The sequence below is a fragment of the Bacteroides sp. MSK.18.37 genome (assembly GCF_019129155.2).
GTDB lineage: Bacteria > Bacteroidota > Bacteroidia > Bacteroidales > Bacteroidaceae > Bacteroides > Bacteroides ovatus.
In genome coordinates this window covers 690,395-710,921 of sequence record NZ_JAHOIB020000001.1, presented here as the reverse complement: position 1 = coordinate 710,921, position 20,527 = coordinate 690,395, and the positions used below count along the sequence as shown (strand labels likewise).

At 43.8% G+C, this 20,527-nt stretch carries 12 protein-coding genes; 7 read left to right on the top strand and 5 right to left on the bottom strand.

Going from position 1 to position 20,527, the window contains the following annotated elements; all coding sequences use genetic code 11:
• The 5 genes from KSX81_RS03025 to KSX81_RS03005 form a co-directional block, all read right to left on the bottom strand.
• Positions 1–336 carry a hypothetical protein gene (locus KSX81_RS03025; RefSeq protein WP_023056827.1) on the bottom strand — a complete coding sequence of 112 codons (336 nt, stop codon included), beginning with the start codon at positions 334–336 and terminating at the stop codon, positions 1–3.
• A gap of 1,017 nt (positions 337–1,353) precedes the next feature.
• Positions 1,354–2,460, bottom strand: a complete 1,107-nt coding sequence (locus KSX81_RS03020) for a DUF6340 family protein (protein WP_004301871.1) — start codon at positions 2,458–2,460, stop codon at positions 1,354–1,356.
• Positions 2,461–2,634: 174 nt separating this feature from the next.
• Positions 2,635–5,952 (bottom strand): preprotein translocase subunit SecA, encoded by a 3,318-nt coding sequence (gene secA / locus KSX81_RS03015; protein ID WP_004301872.1) that lies wholly within the window; start codon positions 5,950–5,952, stop codon positions 2,635–2,637.
• 212 nt (positions 5,953–6,164) lie between these two features.
• The gene (locus KSX81_RS03010; protein ID WP_004301873.1) at positions 6,165–7,739 is read right to left on the bottom strand and encodes an alkaline phosphatase family protein; all 1,575 of its coding nucleotides are present in this window, start codon (positions 7,737–7,739) and stop codon (positions 6,165–6,167) included.
• Entirely contained in the window at positions 7,739–8,926 is a 1,188-nt protein-coding gene (locus KSX81_RS03005; protein WP_004301874.1) for a DUF4105 domain-containing protein, read from the bottom strand. Before KSX81_RS03005 ends, KSX81_RS03010 begins: the two co-directional genes overlap by 1 nt.
• A gap of 358 nt (positions 8,927–9,284) precedes the next feature.
• On the opposite strand from KSX81_RS03005, the gene KSX81_RS03000 reads away from it, so the two are divergent.
• The 7 genes from KSX81_RS03000 to KSX81_RS02970 all read left to right on the top strand — a co-directional run bounded on the left by KSX81_RS03000 (position 9,285) and on the right by KSX81_RS02970 (position 20,459).
• Positions 9,285–10,073, top strand: coding sequence for a type III pantothenate kinase (locus tag KSX81_RS03000; RefSeq protein ID WP_004301876.1), 789 nt, complete (start codon positions 9,285–9,287; stop codon positions 10,071–10,073).
• Positions 10,060–11,331 carry an OmpP1/FadL family transporter gene (locus KSX81_RS02995; protein WP_004301877.1) on the top strand — a complete coding sequence of 424 codons (1,272 nt, stop codon included), beginning with the start codon at positions 10,060–10,062 and terminating at the stop codon, positions 11,329–11,331. The genes KSX81_RS03000 and KSX81_RS02995 overlap by 14 nt, the downstream gene beginning before the upstream one ends.
• Positions 11,332–11,389: 58 nt before the next feature.
• Positions 11,390–12,715, top strand: coding sequence for a hypothetical protein (locus tag KSX81_RS02990; protein ID WP_004301878.1), 1,326 nt, complete (start codon positions 11,390–11,392; stop codon positions 12,713–12,715).
• Positions 12,716–12,758: 43 nt separating this feature from the next.
• Positions 12,759–13,373 (top strand): LPS export ABC transporter periplasmic protein LptC, encoded by a 615-nt coding sequence (gene lptC, locus KSX81_RS02985; RefSeq protein ID WP_004301879.1) that lies wholly within the window; start codon positions 12,759–12,761, stop codon positions 13,371–13,373.
• Between the two features lie 3 nt (positions 13,374–13,376).
• Entirely contained in the window at positions 13,377–14,633 is a 1,257-nt protein-coding gene (locus tag KSX81_RS02980) for a hemolysin family protein (RefSeq protein ID WP_004301880.1), read from the top strand.
• Positions 14,634–14,752: 119 nt separating this feature from the next.
• A complete protein-coding gene (locus tag KSX81_RS02975; protein WP_004309807.1) occupies positions 14,753–16,894 on the top strand; it encodes a peptidylprolyl isomerase in 2,142 nt (713 codons plus the stop codon).
• A gap of 211 nt (positions 16,895–17,105) precedes the next feature.
• Positions 17,106–20,459 carry a DUF4062 domain-containing protein gene (locus KSX81_RS02970; protein ID WP_151927020.1) on the top strand — a complete coding sequence of 1,118 codons (3,354 nt, stop codon included), beginning with the start codon at positions 17,106–17,108 and terminating at the stop codon, positions 20,457–20,459.
• The last annotated feature ends 68 nt before the right edge of the window (positions 20,460–20,527 follow it).

Sequence of the window (20,527 nt, the reverse complement as noted above, 5' to 3'; positions counted from 1 at the left end):
CTATTTTTCAAGTTCTACAATGTTGTCTATCCTGCCGTATAGGTATCTGCGAAGTCCGGTCTTGTCTGTTGCCTTGTATTCCGTCCAATGTCCGTATTGGCACACGATAAACGTGCGGAGTACATCAGAGAAGTCAAACCTCCAGCCTTGCAAGGGGACTGCGCTCTTGAAATAGGTGTTGCTGTTCACGTTGCGTGTAAGCCAATCCTTTTCCTCTCGGTTCATCTGTCCTCCGTTGTTCAGTTTTTCACGAAGAATGTAAACCTTACTGCCTTTCAGTGCTTCCAATGTCGGCACTTCCCAAGCCACGAATTTTGTTGCCATTGTTGTTCCCATATCTGTTCTGTTTTTGATTTTTTGTTTTTTAATGCGGATTCAAGAGCTGAGGGAGTTGAGTTTCAAACTATCTTATCTGCCTCTCGTTTATCCGACATTTTTTTTAATGCGTCTTTCTGTCGCATCGGTCGTTTTCGTTTCGGGTGCTTAAAAAGGTAGGGATTAGGGAATGCAAGGTTTTTTCGGAAAAATACTACCCGCAGGGCTGGAGATTTTTCCCGAAAACAGGAGGCTTGACCTTGCTTTCCCGTCAAATCCCGGAGTTACCTTTGCGCCCAGAACGAAAATGACTGCCTGATGCGGCACACTGAAAGGCGCGAAAATGGAGGTAAACGGAAGTAGAGGCAGATTAGGCAGAAAACTTCAAAAGAGAAATCCGTGAAAAAAGAAATCCCTTCCAACAAAAAGAATATAGCCGGTAGCGTGAAACCGGGCAAACCACCTGCAAGGAAGTATGGTTCTATCTGTCTGGCCAGACGTGTCGGGGCGGGCAGATAAAATCATTCTTCTCGGTTTGCCTGCTGTGGGTGACGGCTTGTTCCATTTATGGACAAGCGGTCATACACGGCTTTCCGCTTCCGGCTCAAAGGAACAGCGAAAAAGAAAAATCATCTGAAAAACCGTAAAAGCACCTCTTTGGCATAAGCATAAAAGAAATAGGCCTTGCCTCATCAGTCTAAACTGTTGTTTAGGCGTGAGGCAAAGCCCTTTTCTCCGCTTATGCAGTAGTCGGCACACGTTCGTTCAAAATCCTTTTGTACGATGGTGTGCCGACGAATAAAGCCGCTTTTACGGAAAAACTTGTATGAGATAGAAAAAATCAGGGAGATTCATATCAAAATCTCCCGTTTTATTGTTACTTTTGCATACGAAGAGTTCTTTGAAGGTTACGCAACGCGCAGAAGAATAATGCAGCAGATAACTAACTAAATCGTAACCTATTACTATTATGAGCAATTAACCTAAGCTCATTTCCAATAAATTACACTCTTTTCGTAACTTCATGACACAATTTCCTTAAAAATCATCATTAAATCGGCTCATTTGCAATTTTAACTTGGGTAATTGAGCATTTCTCTCCTTTAGTTCAGCTAAATACAAAGTAGTAAGATAATAATTCGGCACATCATCAATGGTAGCTTGAGGGCTATCTGTGATGTTCTTTTTATCTATTTTTTTAGCTAGTTGTTGTGCCTTTTCTGCCCATTCTTCTGCTTTAGCCAAACTATCTTTCATTTCGTAGTAAACAGCAATGTTGAGAGCTGCCCGCATTTTTTTCTTTTGGTTCTTGGTACCTTCGAAAGCCTGACGCCAAAGTTCGTATGCGTCGTCCCATGAATTTTCGCGTACATAAATGGCAGCGTCACGCATAGGAACCGAACCACCAGTATAAAGATACCGTGTTCCTTTTTTCCAAATAGGGACAATATTTTTCACCGGAACCGTTCCCGCGAATGCTGCCGCTTCTTCCAGCATCTGCTTGTCGGGAATCATGCGAGTGGCGGCTTCTATGGCTGTACCTCCAAACTCCTCCCAAAAAATGCTATCATTAGGATGGAGCGTAGTCATCGGTCTGCTACGTTCGGGAAGATAAACTTTCACCGTGGGATAAACTTTCACGTCTACCGCTCCTTGAAAGCAGTTGAACTCATCCAGATAACGGACAGTCTTTGTTGCTTTGAGTTGCAGGTTTTCCAGTGCAATAATAAAGTCCACTCCCAGGTTAGAAGTCAGTTGACGCACTTCCTCCTGGCTCAATGTACTTTCGCGGGCCAGTTTATCATTGGCGCGTAAGGCAGAATCACAGATAACCACCTCATCGAAGTAGTTCTGCTGTGCTATTTCTTCTGCCAGTGATTCAGTGGCTGTCTTAGGATCTCCATTGGCATAAGCTGTTGCACGACTTATCAATGGTGTACCTTCTTTAATTTTTTCAGTCTCTGTTATCAGTTTATTATCCGGGGCGTCGCTGGTGTTATTCACAATAGCTACTTTCCGGAGTTGCGGAGGAAAGCTCAAGTCGGCAGGTTGCAGATAATCAATGGGGATCTGTTCCAGACTCTGACAGCTACCCAGAGTCAGCAGGAATAAAACGATGAAAACCAGTGAATAAGATTTTGCCATAGTTTTGTTCTATTTAGTAATTTGAACAAAAGTACAACTTTGGAAGAATAAAAGAAAGTCTCAAACAGTTTTTAACCGTTTGAGACTTTCTTTTATAAGTTGAATATAGAGAGACTATGCCATAAAGCACATTACCCTACAATTTCCAACCTTTAATTTTTAATTATTAATTAATCAAAGGTTCTTTCCGTGGCAGTTTTTATACTTTTTCCCGCTTCCGCATGGACAAGGATCGTTACGACCTACTGTCTTCTCTGCACGAATCGGTTCACGTTTCTGCTGTTCACGAGTATCCTGACTTGCAGCAGCCTGCTGGTTCGGATCACTCAAATTTTCTTTGTTTTCGCGATACTTGCTCATATCCTGGCGTTGTTCAGGAGCAGCCTGACGCACTTCTACACGGCGTGCAGCTGATTCATCCGGAGCTTCCTGTACAGGAATTTGTCCACGCATCAAAATAGATATAGTCTGGTTATTGATCTTGTTCACCATAGCGTCAAACAAAGTCACAGATTCCAGTTTATAAATCAATAGCGGGTCTTTCTGCTCGTAGCTTGCATTCTGTACGGAATGTTTCAGTTCGTCCAGTTCGCGCAAGTTTTCTTTCCATGCTTCGTCGATTACGTGGAGCAAGATTGATTTCTCGAACGACTTCACCACTTCTTTAGATTCCGATTCGTAAGCCGCTTTCAGGTTACAAGAGATATTATACATCCGTTTACCGTCTGTAATAGGAATCAGGATGTTTTCGTACATGTGTCCCTGGTTTTCATATACCTGTTTGATAACCGGGTTAGCGATCTGTGCCAGACGTTCAGTTTTGCGTTTGAAGTTATCCATCGCAATGTTGAAAGTCTTTTCGGCCAACTTTTCTTTTTTCTCGTTACGGAATTCTTCTTCAGTGAACGGAGTTTCCATTGCTAATGTCTGAAGCAGTTCCATTTGGCAGCCTTCATAATCATTGTTTTCGATAGCATTGGCACAACGGTCCCAGATCATGTTCACGATGTCCATACCGATACGTTCACCCATCAAAGCGTGGCGACGTTTGGTGTAAACCACTGTACGTTGCTTGTTCATTACGTCGTCATATTCCAACAGACGTTTACGAATACCGAAGTTGTTTTCTTCCACTTTCTTCTGTGCACGTTCGATGGAGTTGGAAATCATCTTGTGTTCGATCATTTCGCCTTCCTGGAAACCGAGCTTGTCCATTACACTGGCAATACGGTCAGAAGAGAACAGACGCATCAAATCGTCTTCCAGTGATACGAAGAATACAGAAGAACCCGGGTCACCCTGACGTCCTGCACGACCACGCAACTGGCGGTCTACACGACGGGATTCGTGACGTTCCGTACCGATAATTGCCAAACCGCCCGCAGCCTTCACTTCCGGACTTAACTTGATGTCGGTACCACGACCAGCCATATTGGTAGCAATGGTTACTGTTCCGCTTAAACCGGCGGTAGCAACGATGTCCGCTTCTTTCTGGTGCAGTTTGGCGTTCAATACCTTGTGCTCAATCTTACGCATGGTAAGCATCTTGCTCAACATTTCGGAGATTTCTACCGAAGTAGTACCCACCAATACCGGACGTCCTGCTTGAACCAATTTTTCGATTTCCTCGATAACAGCTTTATACTTTTCGCGTTTCGTCTTGTAAACGCGGTCGTTCATATCCTTTCTTGCAATCGGACGGTTGGTCGGGATCACGACTACGTCCAATTTGTAGATATCCCAAAGTTCGCCTGCTTCCGTTTCAGCAGTACCGGTCATACCGGACAGTTTGTGATACATACGGAAGTAGTTTTGCAAAGTAATTGTTGCAAAGGTCTGCGTAGCAGCTTCCACTTTCACACGTTCCTTGGCTTCGATAGCCTGGTGCAATCCGTCAGAGTAGCGGCGACCTTCCATGATACGGCCTGTCTGCTCGTCTACGATCTTCACCTGTCCGTCGATCACTACATATTCATCATCTTTCTCGAACATGGTGTAAGCCTTCAACAGCTGGTTGATGGTGTGTACACGTTCCGATTTGATGGCATAGTTTGTCAGAAGTTCATCTTTCTTTTCAAGCAGTTGTTCGTTGGTCAGATTCAGGTTTTCCAATTCCGAAAGTTGTCCGGCGATGTCCGGAAGCACGAATAATGTCGGGTCTTCAGAGTTACCGGTAATCAGGTCTACACCCTTATCTGTCAGGTCTACGCTATTCAGTTTTTCGTCAATTACGAAGTACAGCGGATCAGTCACTTCATGCATACGCTTGTTGTTCTGTTCCATGTAGATCTCTTCCGTCTTGAGCATACCTGCCTTGATACCCTGTTCACTAAGGAACTTAATCAAAGCCTTGTTTTTCGGCAATGCCTTGTGGCTGCGGTATAAAGCGAGGAATCCTTCTTCCACCTCTTTCTTATCGTTGGATGCGATCAGTTTTTTTGCTTCGGAAAGATATTTGGTAGCCAGTACCTTTTGTGCCTCTACCAGACGTTCCACTAGCGGACGGAGTTGCTCGAACAACTGGTCATCGCCTTTGGGTACAGGACCGGAGATAATCAACGGAGTACGTGCGTCGTCAATTAATACCGAGTCGACCTCATCGACGATGGCATAATTGTGCTGACGTTGTACAAGGTCTTTCGGGCTGATAGCCATGTTGTCACGCAGGTAGTCGAAACCGAATTCATTGTTTGTACCAAAAGTGATATCTGCCAGATATGCCTGACGACGTGCGTCGGAGTTCGGCTGATGACGGTCGATACAATCTACGCTCAAACCGTGGAACATATAAAGAGGACCCATCCATTCGGAGTCACGTTTGGCGAGGTAATCATTCACGGTAACTACGTGTACGCCGTTTCCGGTCAATGCGTTGAGGAATACCGGGAGTGTAGCTACCAATGTTTTACCTTCACCGGTTGCCATTTCCGCAATCTTACCTTTATGCAGAACGACACCACCAAAGAGCTGTACATCGTAGTGAACCATGTTCCACAATGTGTCGTTACCACCGGCTACCCAGTGATTCTGATAGATGGCCTTGTCGCCTTCGATGCGTACGAAATCTTTTGTAGCAGCCAGTTGACGGTCGAAGTCGGTAGCCGTTACGACGATTTCTTCATTTTCTGTAAAACGTTTGGCAGTAGCCTTTACGATAGAAAAAGCAACAGGCAGTACTTCGTCCAGTGCTTTTTCATATTTTTCCAGAATTTCTTTTTCTGTCTTATCGATTTGTGCGAAGACTTCTTCGCGGTCTTCCAGTTCGAGAGTTTCAATGCTTGCCTTCAACTCTTCCACCTTCGCACGTTCAGCAGTAGCCGATTCATGGATATATTTTTTGAGTTCTTCCGTTTTGGCACGGAGGGCGTCGTTGTCTAGTTTTTCAATCTCCGGGTAAGCAGCTTTGATCTTTTCCACCCAGGGCTTGATTTCTTTCATGTCTCGTGTGGATTTGTTTCCGAAAACCGAGCTTAAAAATTCATTAAATCCCATGTTATATTATTTAGTTTATTATTTATTTCAATTTCAACGCGGATTAACGCCGATTTACACAGATTAAAGGAAAGATTAAATTGGATTTTTTTTAATCCGCGTAAATCTGCGTTAATCCGCGTTGGGGAATCTTTATATCAAGAAACCTCCGCAAAGTTACATTAAAATGCTGATTTATTTATGTTTTGCTCCCTGTTTTTGTGAGTAAATTTTTACCGCAGGTCGGTAATAGGAGCAGAAGTACAGGCGTTGGGAGCCCGGATGCGCATAAAATGTGCCAGTGTAGGCGCAATATGGTCGATGGTTACAGGTGTCTGGATAATGGCCGGTTTCACGGAATGTCCCATGAAAATCAGCGGTGAGGGAATATAGGAATGACGTACCACCTTGTTGTCGCCGCCGTTCTCGTTGACGATAGTCCATCCGGGGAGGACGTCGATTACGAGGTCACCCGAACGTTTGCGGTGGTAGCCGTTACGTATTTTGTAGATTTCCGGAGTCCATGAACCCAGCAATAGCCGGTTAGCCGAATAGGCTTCGTTCACTCCGCTGAACTGCATCAGGAATTCTGCTGACTTTTGTTGGATCTCTGCCAGATTCAGTTCTTTCTTTTCCAATAACTTATGATTCAGATAAATCTGCTGGTTATGGTGAGCTTCCACATACTTTCCTTCGCCATACGTAGCCATCAGGTACATATTCAATAGAGCCGCACAACGGTTGAGGTAAAACTCTCCGCCGGGCACTTTGTACAATCCCGAATCAGGCGATTCGCTGTCTATATATCCGGTGGAAGTGACGAAAATAAGTACATTTTGTAGTCCTACTTTCTTATCAAGAACTTCGAGCAGGTCGGCAATGCTGCGGTCAAGACGCACGTAGGTGTCTTGTATTTCCATAGCACATTCCTGTACGGATTTGTGCGCATAGTTTCCAGCATAATAAGTGAGTGCCAATAAGTCAGTAATGTCATCCATGCCGATGGAGCTTTTGTTCAATGCTTCTTCGGCAAGCGCATTCACTTCATCATTCACAAAAGGGCTGGCGATGAAGCGGCGGTATTTATTACTGCGGTCATCATCAAATTTATATTTGAAGAGCATATCCCGCCAATCTGGCAGGAAAGTGTACATGCCCCGGGGAAATATGGGTTCCCATGTCATACCGGCAATACGGAAATCGATCGCTTGACGGTCGTTATATTGGCTTGCCCACCACGGAAACTCTCCATAATAGGTGGTTCCACTCCATTTTCCGGTGTTGGGATTGAGCCAGAAAGCAGCGTTTCCGGCATGTCCGGCTGCAAAAAGTGCGGCATCGCAATCAGGTGCAATGGCATATACGAGTCCTTTGCCTTGTGTCGCTATTTTCAGCTCGTCGGCAATGGTTGAAGTCAGTAGTTTGGTGGGGGCGACAGTCTGGTCGGTGTAATACCCCATAAATGCCGTGTCGTCTGTGCTGTTGACGGGGCGAAGGGTAGAGGCATCCATCCAGCGTTGAGAAATAATTCCGTTCATGGAAGGCGTCGTACCGCTATAAATAGCCGCTATGGCAGAAGCGCGGTCTATACCGCAGAAGGTATATTCGGCGTTATGGAACACTCTTCCCTCTTTCCAAAGACGTTTGAAGCCTTTCTCGCCGTAGAGTGACGAAAATGCTTCCAGATAGTCCGTACGTAATTGGTCAATCGTCAACCCTACCACTAATTTAGGGGCGGCAGGCAGTGACTGGGCTTGTAGCCCGGTGAAAGTCAGTACGGTGATGAGGGAAGTTAGTAGTCCTTTCATTATTTCTTTTTAGATGTCACAATCAGATTGCTCGCTGAACGTATCAGCAAAACGAGTGCCAAAGGTACAACAGCAAAGTCAAATCTTTGCGGAATTACAGGAAAAAGCACTATAAAAAGTGTTAAAACTGCCAGATTCAGGGTTAAATACCAACATTTCTTCCCTTTTCGGACACAATATATAATGTATGGCAAGAAAAGAAGTTGTCCCGGATGGAATACCAATAATAGGAAATTGGAGCTGACTGCCGGGTGTTGGGAGAAGAGCGCGAGAAATGCAAGGACACATCCCACAATACCTGCTATCCCAAAAAGGAAGAGGTCGATTCCCCATAATCCGGTTCTCCGGCGGATTCCATAGATGGTGGCGGCGGTTGTCAATATAAATAAGAGTAAGGTGCATTGAAGCGGAGTAGGCATCCAGCCGCTTTCATCCGGTTCGGGAGTGGCATCGACTACCAGCTCGTTGGCCGTTATGAGTGGACGCTGGATAGAATCGCTTTTAATTTGTGCACCGTCGAAAGCATCCATCAGGTAGAAAGGGGCAAACATCATCTGACGTTGTGTGATGGGCTGGTCGGCTTCACTTCCGATACAGAGATCAATGCCGAAACGTGCCCATGGATGTCCTTTGCAATACTGATGTACAATGTCGCGGAAAGTGAGGGAGCCATCCTGTGGTTCTGCGGGATAAATCACTTTTCCTGCAATGCTTTCTTCTATCTTGTCCCGGGGGCGGGTAGCACAATTGTCGTAAAAGAAATTGTAACGGTATACCCGGTTTTCCGGACGATAATTTTCTTGTAATAACCGGATTAGTTCTGTCTTTTCTTCATCGGTCAGATTCAGCGTTTGCTGCCATACGCTGCGTCCGAAAAATGCGTATTCAGCTGCAAAACGTTCATAATCCGTTGCTCCCAGTTGGTAGTCTGTTTCTCCGAGCGAGAAGCGGAAGATGAAGTTGGGAGTGTTGAAACTGAACAGTCCGTAGTTGAATACAATGTCAATCCCTTGTGAAGGATTTTCGTAACGGATGGCAGTGTGTCCGAATAGGGAATATATTTCCTCTCCGGGGGCACAAGTCAACAGGCTCAAACGGATGGAGTCGTTGTTGTTGGCAGATGCTTGTCCGGTGGGCAGAAGCAACAGGAAGAAGGAGAGGATGATGTATGAGAAAAACCGTTTCATTAGCTGGTTCGTTTTATTTCGGTGGCAAATATAGAAAGAATAGTTGGATTCGGGAAAACGGAGCCTCTATTTTATCAGAACAGAGGCTCTAATTGGGGTAAACAGAGGCTCTGTTTAGGTGAAATAGAGCCTCTGTTCGGGCGTCAAATCTTTGCGAAATACCGGACACCCTAGTGGACACCCCTGATGGTTGTGTAATGGGCTGTTACTTATGCGGTTATAACGCCTGGAAAAAAGAGGGCGGACACCCTAACGAGCATATATAAATAATAAATATTAATAATCTATATAAATATAGTTCGCTCAACACACTTTTTCTGTGTTCTGTGAATGGAAAAATAAAGATAATTCTCTCTCGATGCTTCAATTTCTCTTTTTTTGCCTTACCTTTGCGCTCGCTAAAGATGAAAATGCATTGAATTTAATTATCGACATAGGAAATACGATGGCAAAGGTGGCTCTCTTCAATGGCGGAGAGATGGTGGAGGTATTAACCGAATCCAATCAGTCGCTGGATTGTTTGAAAGCACTTTGTTCCAAGTATCCGGTTGAGCAGGGGATTGTGGCTACTGTCATAGATTTAAGCGAACGGATACTAGCCGATTTGGCAGCTTTGCCGTTCCCATTGTTGTGGCTCAATCATCAGACTCCGCTTCCGGTTGTCAATCTGTACGAAACTCCTGAAACATTGGGGTACGATCGTATGGCTGCCGCAGTTGGTGCTAATGAGCAATTCCCTCATCGGGATGTGTTGGTTATTGATGCCGGAACTTGCATCACTTATGAATTTATCGACTCAAAAGGTCAGTATCATGGTGGTAATATTTCTCCCGGTATGCAGATGCGTTTTAAAGCACTTCATCAGTTTACGGGGCGTTTGCCTCTGGTGGACACCAATGGGCGCAAACTCCCGATGGGACGGGACACCGAAACGGCTATACGTGCCGGAGTGATGAAAGGGATGGAATACGAAATTTCAGGTTATATTGAGTCTATGAAGCATAAATATCCTGAACTTTTGGTTTTTTTAACGGGCGGAGATGAATTTTCTTTTGATAGCAGCGTAAAAAGTATCATCTTTGCAGATAGATTTTTAGTGTTGAAAGGATTAAATAGAATTTTAAACTATAATAATGGTAGGATTTAAACACACACTTTGTGCGCTTTTGCTCACGATGGTTACCGGAATGGCAATCGCTCAAAATAATACAAACTCTCCTTATACACGATATGGCTATGGCGACTTGTCCGATCAGAGTTTCGGTAACAGCAAGGCGATGGGGGGAATTGCTTTTGGACTTCGGGATGGAGCACAGATCAATCCACTGAATCCTGCTTCGTATACAGCCATTGACTCATTGACATTCCTCTTTGAAGGAGGTGTCAGTCTGCAAAATATGAATATTAGCGGTAGCGGTGTGAAACTGAACGCTAAAAACTCCAGTTTTGACTATCTGGCTATGCAATTCCGTTTGCATCCGAGGATAGCGATGAGTATCGGATTATTGCCGTTCTCCAATGTGGGATATTCAGTGTCGGATAGCAAAGTTGATAATGGAGTCAGTCAAACCCGGAGTTTTACAGGAGATGGGGGATTGCATCAACTTTATGGTGGTATTGGTGTGAAAGTACTTAAGAATCTTTCTCTGGGTGTGAATGCTTCTTATTTTTGGGGAGATATAACACGGACGCGGACTATCATTTATCCCGCGACATCGGAGTCTTACTCTTATATACAGCAGATGGGGGTATCTATTTCAGACTATAAACTGGATTTTGGTACACAATATACATTGGATTTTAATAAGAAGCATTCAATGACAATCGGGGCTGTTTTTTCTCCGAAACATAAACTGAATAATGATTATACAGTAACGACACAGGTTAGTACGACTAATAGCAATAACTTGGATGCTACGTTGGAACTTCCTAATACTTTTGGCGTCGGATTTACATATAACTATGACAAACGCCTGACAGTCGGAGCGGATTATAGTCTGCAGCAGTGGTCAAAAACCAAGTTTGGCGTAAATACATCGGATGATGCTGTACGTGAGGATTTTAATGAAACATACACGTATTGCAACCGTCATAAAGTATCAGTGGGTGCGGAATACATTCCTAATTTGATGGGACGTTCCTATTTATCCCATATTAAATACCGTCTGGGAGCTTATTATACGACTCCGTATTATAAGATCGGCGGCAAAGAGGCTACCCGTGAATATGGCGTAACTGCCGGTTTCGGTCTGCCTGTGCCTCGTTCCCGTTCCATTCTTAGCATCAGCGGACAATTTGTCCGTATCAGTGGACAGGAATCGGCTTTTGTAAATGAAAACATCTTCCGCGTGAGCATCGGATTGACGTTCAACGAACGTTGGTTCTTCAAACGCAGAGTGGAGTAATGAGATGAATGTAAGAAAGAATAGACGACTATATAATAACAACTAAAATTTAGATACAATGAAAATTAAAACGCTTGTGGCTATGTTGCTCCTTTCGGCAGGAGCAACCACTGTGGTAGCACAGGATGCGTCTAACTGTAACTCGAACAGTAGTATCTCGCATGAAGCTGTGCGTGCTGGTAATTTTAAAGATGCGTATACTCCTTGGAAAGCTGTGTTGGAAAACTGTCCGACGCTTCGTTTCTATACCTTTACTGACGGATATAAGATTCTGAAAGGCTTGATGGGACAAATCAAGGATCGGAATAATGCAGATTATCAGAAATATTTTAATGAACTGATGAATACGCATGACTTGCGTATTAAATACACAGATGAGTTTCTAGCTAAAGGTACAAAAGTGTCTTCTGCTGACGAAGCTCTGGGTATCAAAGCAGTAGATTATATCGCTTTTGCTCCGAAGATTGATGTGAACCAGGCTTATCAATGGTTGAGTCAGTCTGTAAATGCAGTGAAAGGCGAATCGGCAGGTGCGACTATCTTCTATTTCCTGCAAATGTCTTTGGATAAACTGAAAACGGATCCGAATCATAAAGAACAGTTCATTCAGGACTATCTGGCTGCTTCTGAATATGTAGACGCTGCTATTGCTGCTGAAGCCAGCGAAGCAAAGAAGAAACCTTTACTGGGTATCAAGGATAACTTAGTGGCTTTGTTTGTAAACAGTGGAACAGCTGATTGCGAATCACTGCAAAACATCTATGGACCGAAAGTAGAAGCTAACCAGACTGACTTGGCTTACTTGAAGAAAGTTATCGACATCATGAAAATGATGAAATGTACTGAAAGCGAAGCTTATTTGCAAGCATCTTACTATGCTTACAAGATGGAACCGACAGCAGAAGCTGCTACCGGATGTGCTTATCAGGCATTTAAGAAAGGTGATATTGACGGTGCTGTGAAATTCTTTGACGAAGCAGTGAACCTGGAAACAGACAATGTGAAGAAAGCTGAAAAAGCATACGCTGCCGCAGCAGTATTGGCTTCTGCCAAAAAGCTGTCTCAAGCAAGAGCATATTGCCAGAAAGCAATTGGTTTTAACGAAAACTACGGTGCTCCATACATCCTGATTGCTAATCTTTATGCAATGAGTCCCAACTGGAGCGACGAACCTGCTTTGAACAAATGTACTTACTTTGCAGTGATTGACAAACTGCAACGTGCAAAACAAGTGGATCCGAGCGTAGCTGAAGAAGCTAACAAATTGATCGGTAGATATTCTGGTCATACTCCGCAAGCTAAAGACCTATTTATGTTAGGTTACAAGCAAGGCGACCGCATCACTATCGGCGGTTGGATAGGAGAGACTACAACGATTAGATAAATGTATGTTGCGAAAACGAAGAAACCGTTTATTGCATAAAAGCATGAGCATAACAATTACCTCCGGGGTGATTGTTATGCTTCTTTTATTATCTTCCTGTGGCGGAAAGAAGAAAGCTATGGGTGAGGCTATCACGGAACGTGATTCCCTTCCGATGATGACAACATTGGGAGTCACCACCCTTATCTCCGATTCCGGAGTGACACGCTACAGAGTGAATACGGAAGAATGGTCGGTGTACGACCGTAAGAAACCATCCTATTGGGCCTTTGAGAAGGGCGTATATCTGGAACAGTTCGACTCTATCTTTCATATAGAAGCCAGTATCAAAGCGGATACTGCCTACTATTATGACAAAGAAAGGCTTTGGAAGCTGATAGGGAACGTAGATATACAGAACCGGAAAGGAGAGCGTTTTAATACGGAACTGCTGTACTGGAACGAAGCTACCCAAAAGGTATATTCCGACAAGTTTATACGTATTCAACAACCGGACAGAATTATTACAGGGCATGGATTCGACTCGAACCAGCAAATGACCATATATACCATCCATAATATCGAAGGTATTTTCTATGTGGATGAGGAAGCAGGTGGTCCGCCCCAACCGGAAACAAAAGCGCTGCCGGATTCAGTGCGAAAAGATTCTGTGAAATAAACTATGAATATTTATATCTCTCTAATTATCACCATGGTCTTCTCCGCTTTCTTTTCAGGAGTGGAGATTGCCTTTGTGTCGGTAGACAAACTGCGTTTTGAGATGGAACGCAAGGGGGGAATTACGTCCCGCATCCTTTCTATCTTCTTCAAGAACCCGAATGAATTTATCTCTACCATGCTGGTGGGGAATAATATCGCACTAGTCATCTATGGTATTCTGATGGCACAGATTATTGGCGATAATCTGCTGGCGGGATTCATTGATAATCATTTTCTGATGGTGTTGGCGCAGACCGTTATTTCTACCCTTATTATTCTGGTGACCGGAGAGTTTCTGCCGAAAACAATCTTCAAAATCAATCCCAATCTGGTCTTGAATGTTTTTGCCATTCCACTGATTATTTGTTACGTCATTCTATATCCTATTTCTAAACTGGCTTCCGGTTTGTCTTGTTTATTCCTTCGTGTCTTTGGAATGAAGATTAACAAGGATGCATCCGACAGAGCGTTTGGAAAAGTCGACTTGGACTACTTCGTGCAAAGCAGTATTGATAATGCCGAGAATGAGGAGGAACTGGATACGGAAGTGAAAATCTTTCAGAATGCTTTGGATTTCTCGAACATAAAAATCCGCGACTGTATCGTTCCGCGTACCGAAGTGGTGGCTGTTGATCTGACAACTTCGCTGGACGAGTTGAAAAGCCGCTTCATCGAATCCGGAATTTCCAAGATCATTGTGTACGATGGAAATATCGACAATGTGGTGGGTTATATTCATTCGTCGGAAATGTTTCGTGCTCCGAAAAACTGGCATGAGAATGTGAAGCAAGTGCCGATTGTGCCCGAAACCATGTCCGCCAATAAACTGATGAAGCTCTTTATGCAGCAAAAGAAAACGATTGCCGTAGTGGTGGATGAGTTTGGCGGTACGTCCGGTATTGTATCTCTGGAAGATCTGGTAGAAGAAATATTTGGAGATATAGAAGATGAGCACGATAATACTTCCTATATTAGCAAGCAGATTGATGAACGCGAGTATGTGTTGTCCGCCCGCTTGGAGATAGAAAAAGTCAATGAGACGTTCGGACTCGATTTGCCCGAATCGGACGATTATCTGACGGTAGGAGGACTGATTCTGAACCAATATCAGAGTTTTCCGAAGCTGCATGAAGTGGTGCGGGTGGGACGTTATCAATTCAAGATAATTAAGGTCACAGCGACAAAAATAGAACTCGTGCGATTAAAAGTCTTGGAATAATGACGATAATCAAGAAATTTTTAGCCAATAAATAGATGCATATTAGCATTTTTTGTATCTTCGTGCGCTAAAACGACAAAAGAAAGAAATAATAATAAACATAAATCGTATTAATCAAAATGGCAACGTTACAAAACATTAGGTCGAAAGGACCTCTATTGGTGATTGTTATCGGCTTGGCGCTGTTTGCTTTCATTGCGGGTGACGCATGGAAGGTGATGCAGCCGCATCAGGCACATGACGTAGGTGAGGTGAACGGAGACGCTCTTTCCGCTCAAGAGTATCAGAATTTGGTAGAAGAATATACCGAAGTGGTGAAACTCATGCGTGGGGTGACCGCCTTGAATGACGAACAAACCAATCAGGTGCGCGATGAAGTATGGCGTTCCTACGTAAACAATAAACTGATCGAAAAAGAAGCAAAAGCACTGGGACTGACTGTTTCTGCTGCTGAAATCCAGGACATCCTGAAAGCAGGCGTTCATCCTTTGTTGAGACAAACTCCTTTCCAGAATCCGCAAACAGGAAACTTCGACAAGGATATGTTGAACAAGTTTCTCGTGGAATATGCCAAGATGAGCGAATCACAAATGCCGGCACAGTATGCTGAACAATACAATAACATGTATAAATACTGGTCTTTCATTCAGAAAACACTGATCGAGAGCCGTCTGGCAGAAAAGTATCAGGCATTGGTATCTAAAGCTCTTCTTTCCAATCCGGTGGAAGCACAGGACGCTTTCGATGCAAGAGTGAACCAGTACAACGTGTTGATGGCTGGTATTCCTTACTCTTCTGTAGTGGACTCTACAATCGTAGTGAAAGAATCGGAACTGAAAGACTTGTATAACAAGAAGAAAGAACAATTCAAGCAATATCAGGAAACTCGTGACATCAAGTACATTGATGTACAAGTGACTGCAAGTGCTGAAGACAGAGCTGCTATCCAGAAAGAAGTGGACGAAGCTACTGAACAGTTGGCTACTACTACGGAAGATTATACTTCTTTCATCCGCTCGACTGGCTCGGAAGCTCCTTATGTAGACTTGTTCTATAACAAAACAGCTTTCCCGTCAGATGTAGTTGCCCGTTTGGACTCTGCTTCGGTAGGTACTATTTATGGTCCTTACTATAACGGTGCCGACAATACAATCAACTCTTTCAAAATTGTAGCTAAAGCTGCTGCTGCCGACTCTGTCGAATTCCGTCAGATTCAGGTATACGCAGAAGATGCTTTGAAAACAAAGACCTTGGCTGACAGTATCTACAACGCGATCAAAGGTGGTGCTAACTTTGCTGATCTGGCAAAGAAATATGGTCAGACTGGTGATGCAAACTGGCTAACTTCTGCACAGTACGAAGGTGCACAGATAGACGGTGATAACCTGAAATTCATCTCTGCTATCAACAATGCAGGTGTGAACGAACTGGTGAACTTGCCGATGGGACAAGCAAACGTAATTCTTCAGGTGACTAACAAGAAATCTGTAAAAGACAAATATAAAGTAGCTGTTATCAAACGTGAAGTAGAGTTCAGCAAAGAAACTTACAACCGTGCTTATAATGATTTCAGCCAGTTTATCGCAGCTAATCCGAGTGTAGAAAAGATGGTAGCTAACGCTGAAGAAGCCGGTTACAGACTGCTCGACAGAATGGATTTGAGTAGCTCTGAACACAATATCGGTGGTGTAAGAGGTACAAAAGAAGCGTTGAGATGGGCGTTTGATAAAGCAAAACCGGGTGATGTTTCCGGCTTGTACGAATGTGGCGAAAGCGATCACATGATGGTAGTAGGTCTGGTAGGCATTAAGCCGGAAGGATATCGTCCGTTGAAAGCAGTACAGGATCAGTTGAGAGCTGAAATCGTAAAAGATAAGAAAGCTGAAAAGATTATGGCTGACATGAAAGCTGCCAATGCAACTTCATTCAACCAGTACAAAGAGATGACTAATGCAGTCAGCGACTCTTTGAAGATGGTTACTTTTGCAGCTCCTGCATACGTATCAGCATTGCGCAGCAGCGAACCGCTGGTAGGTGCTTATGCTTCTGCAGCTGAAGTGAATCAGTTGAGCGCTCCTATCAAAGGTAATGCCGGAGTATTTGTATTGCAGGTATACGGCAAGGACAAACTGAACGAAACATTCGACGCAAAAGCAGAAGAAGCTACGCTGACTAACATGCACGCACGTTTTGCCAGCCGTCTGATGAATGATTTGTATCTGAAAGCAAACGTAAAAGATACACGCTTCTTGTTCTTCTAAACAAGTAGCAAGTAATAGATATTAGGCACGGATTACACGGATTTACGCGGTTTAAACTTTTGAGGGAACCGCGAAACCCGTGTAATCCGTGCCTTTTTTGTGCTCGTTTTTTTTGTTTATGGCCTTTGTTATCTGATTAAATTTCCATATCTTGCCAATCTTTATCAATTGGCTTTGCGAAATACTTCATTAACTAATACGAATCTATATTATGACTAAACAACTAGCCCAGTATTCAGTTCCCGCTGAAAATTCACGTGTTATCCGTGTATTCCTTTCGTCAACGTTCAGAGACATGGAAATGGAACGTTCTGCATTAGTCAAACTCTTTAAGGGTTTGCAAGTGAAGGCTGCCAGCCGTGGTGCCACCATTTCATTGGTTGATTTGCGTTGGGGAATCACAGAAGAAGATGCAAAAAGCGGCAAGGTTGTTGAAATATGCCTGAAAGAGATCGTTAACTCCCGGCCTTTCTTCATAGGTATGGTAGGCGACCGTTATGGATGGTGTCCCAGTTATGAAGATTTATCTCAAACTCTCAATGACAGCCTGGAATATCGTTGGATAGAAGATGACTTGAATCATCATTTGAGTGTGACGGAAATTGAAATGCAGTTTGGTGTACTGCGCAATCCCAATCCGTTACATGCCTATTTTTATATAAAACAGTCGGCAGATGATGAACTGTCTTGCTCTGAAGAGGAGTCTCTTAAACTGAAACGTCTGAAAGAGAGTATTTTGCAGCAGGAACGTTATCCTGTGCAAGAGTATGATTCGCCCGATCAGTTGTGTAACCTTGTGGAAGCTGCTTTTACGGAATTGCTTGAACGGGAGTTTCCGGATGTACTGACCGTTGAAGATAATCAAGCATTGCAAGAACAACTGACGCGCAATGAACTCTTATTCAACTATCACCCAATACCTGAAGCAGATCAGGCGTTTGCTGATTTTTTGGCGGCGGATGAACAACGGTGCCTGGTGGTAACGGGCGGTTGCGGTCTTGGCAAGAGCGCTTTGTTGGCTCATTGGAGCGATTTGGTGAACAATGATATGCCGATGATTCCCATCTATCATCGCTTGGATAGTACTACATTGTCTTCTTATCCGGAAACGTTGGCGAGAATGTTAGCTTCCAAATGCCAGAACGCACTCAAGCATCAATCTTTGGGTGAAGAAAATTTGTTCGCGGCGGAAGTTTCAAAAGAACTGGACTCGACCCAAAGCACTGCCAAATCCATCATGGACGCCGTGAAAAACTCGGTTTTGATGGGAGATGCTGGCTTGAACACTTTTTCAGGGAACACACTTCGAAACCTCAAGGAGATTGAAGAAGATTTGAATTCTATCCAAAAGTTCAGTCAGTTGTGGAGTGCGTTGGGTGCATCAAGATATCCTATCATTTTGCTGATTGATGACATCAGTTATCTGAATCCGACTGAAGCATCCCTGTTTTCTTTATTTGCATCTATTCCCCCGAATGTGAAAGTCGTGTTGAGCTTTTCGGCGTCATCCACTGCCTACCTGCCCTTTGTTCAGAATGGCTACGCTCATTTCCAGTTGAATGGCTTTTCACAGGCGGATGCCAAGTCGTTCTCAAAGCAATATTTGTCTACTTACTCCAAGGCTTTGTCTGCACAGCAGGAAGATATTCTTGCTTCGTGGGTGCTGGCTGAACAACCGCGCTGTTTAAGTGTATTGCTCAACGAGCTGGTTTCGTTCGGTCAGTACGATGCTCTCAATGAATATATGCGTGGATATTGCCGGCTCAATGAGGTTGGGCAATTCTATGACAGTGTGCTACGGCGTTTGTCGGCTGATTATGGTTCCGAAGAGATTGGAAGAACGCTTCTGATGCTTTCACTTACTTTAGAAGGATTTACCGAAGATGAAGTGAAGAGCATGGCAGACATTAATCAGATACTTTGGTCGCAGTTGAGAGTGGAAATGAGCAGCTGGCTCACCAACAAAGGAGGACGATATTGCATTGGTGATACACAAATGGTAGAGGCGATCGAACGCTATTTCGCTCAAGATGACGAATGTATAGATGATAGTCGCCATGAAATTATTTCCGCTCTGCTGGATGAGGAAGAAATCCTTTCCCATCCGTTGACTTTTGCCGATTATAACTATCGCATGAAACAGTTCTGCTACCATGATTCGTATCGCTATAAAGTGGAGATTACCTATCAATGCTATAAGATGCAAGAATGGGATATATTGAAGGATTGGATTTGTGATGTGGAGATTTTCGAGATTCTGTATCGCACGAATCGTTTTCTGTTGGAAGATAGCTGGAAGGCGATCATGAACGACAATCCTGAAGTTACGCCTGAAGTCTATGCCGAATTGGACTTTGATGAGATCGATTCTTTTTTAATTCCTGTCATTGCTAATGATATGGCTACTTTCTTGAGCAGTTCTTTCCATCTGACGAAGGCGGCAGCTGCTGTGAGTGAGAAGAGTATGGAAGGTGCTGCCATGCCACTCATTGCCAAGTCGGTATTGAAGATGAATGAGGGATGCCGGTATGCCCGTAATGAAGAGTACGAAACGGCATGCGACTGTTTCCTGAAAGCATTGGTGATGCAGGAAAACATTGTGCCGACTCCGGAACTGGAGATTGCCAATACCTGCCGAAATCTAGCTCTGGCATATTACTACAATGAGCAATACAATGAAGCGGCGATCTATTTGAATAGGGCGCTTGATTATCATGCGGCTTCTGCTGACGAGAAGAGTCAGGCAGAAGTCATTGAACTTTCCGAATATCTGGCTTATTGTGATTACTATAAGGATGAGGAAGAGAGTGCTGCCGAGAAATTCCGGAAAGTAGCTGAAATGCACGAGTCATTGAATGGCAGACTGTCCGGTGGAGTGGCTAAATGTTTGCGTATGCAGGGTAAATGTCTTTATTATATCAAACGATACGATGAAGCATGGATGCTGATGAATCAGGCGTTGGACATTGCTATACAGATAGATAGCAAAAAACAGATCGTCGCTTGTCATAAACAGTTGTATTATCTGTGCAGGGAATTCAAACGGATGATGAATGAACGTGGCGATGAGCAGGCGTCTACTTTATTCTTCCGTGAGTCTCTTCTGCATGAAATGTATTTCAGCGAAAAACCGCGTCTGGCGGAACTGACTGTCCGATATGAGGCATTGAGATGTGATATTATGCAGCAGTATTACATGAATAAAGACTATGATAACGTGATTCGTATTGCGACGTCTTTGGATATTCACGATGATGCTGACCCTAATGCTTCCTGTCTGGTATATTATTACAAAGCACAGGCTTATGTGAAGTTGGAGAATTATCCAATGGCGAAAGAGGCTTTCTTCAGAGAACTTGAACTGCGAAAGAAGTATTTGGGATGGGAGGAAGAAGATACGATTCTGGCTTGTCAGAACTTAGGGGTTTTGCACAGCTTTTGTAATGAACGGGAAGAGGCGCTGGCTTGTTTCCGTGAGGCGTACGGTTATGAAGTGAAAAAGAATGGCGAGGATTCTGAAATGGCGCAAAAGCTACTTCAATATATCAGCGTGGTTGAATCATAACGGAGGCATACTTCCCTTTTTTGTTAACTTTTACATTCCTGCTATACGGAAATCGACTTTATTTCCTT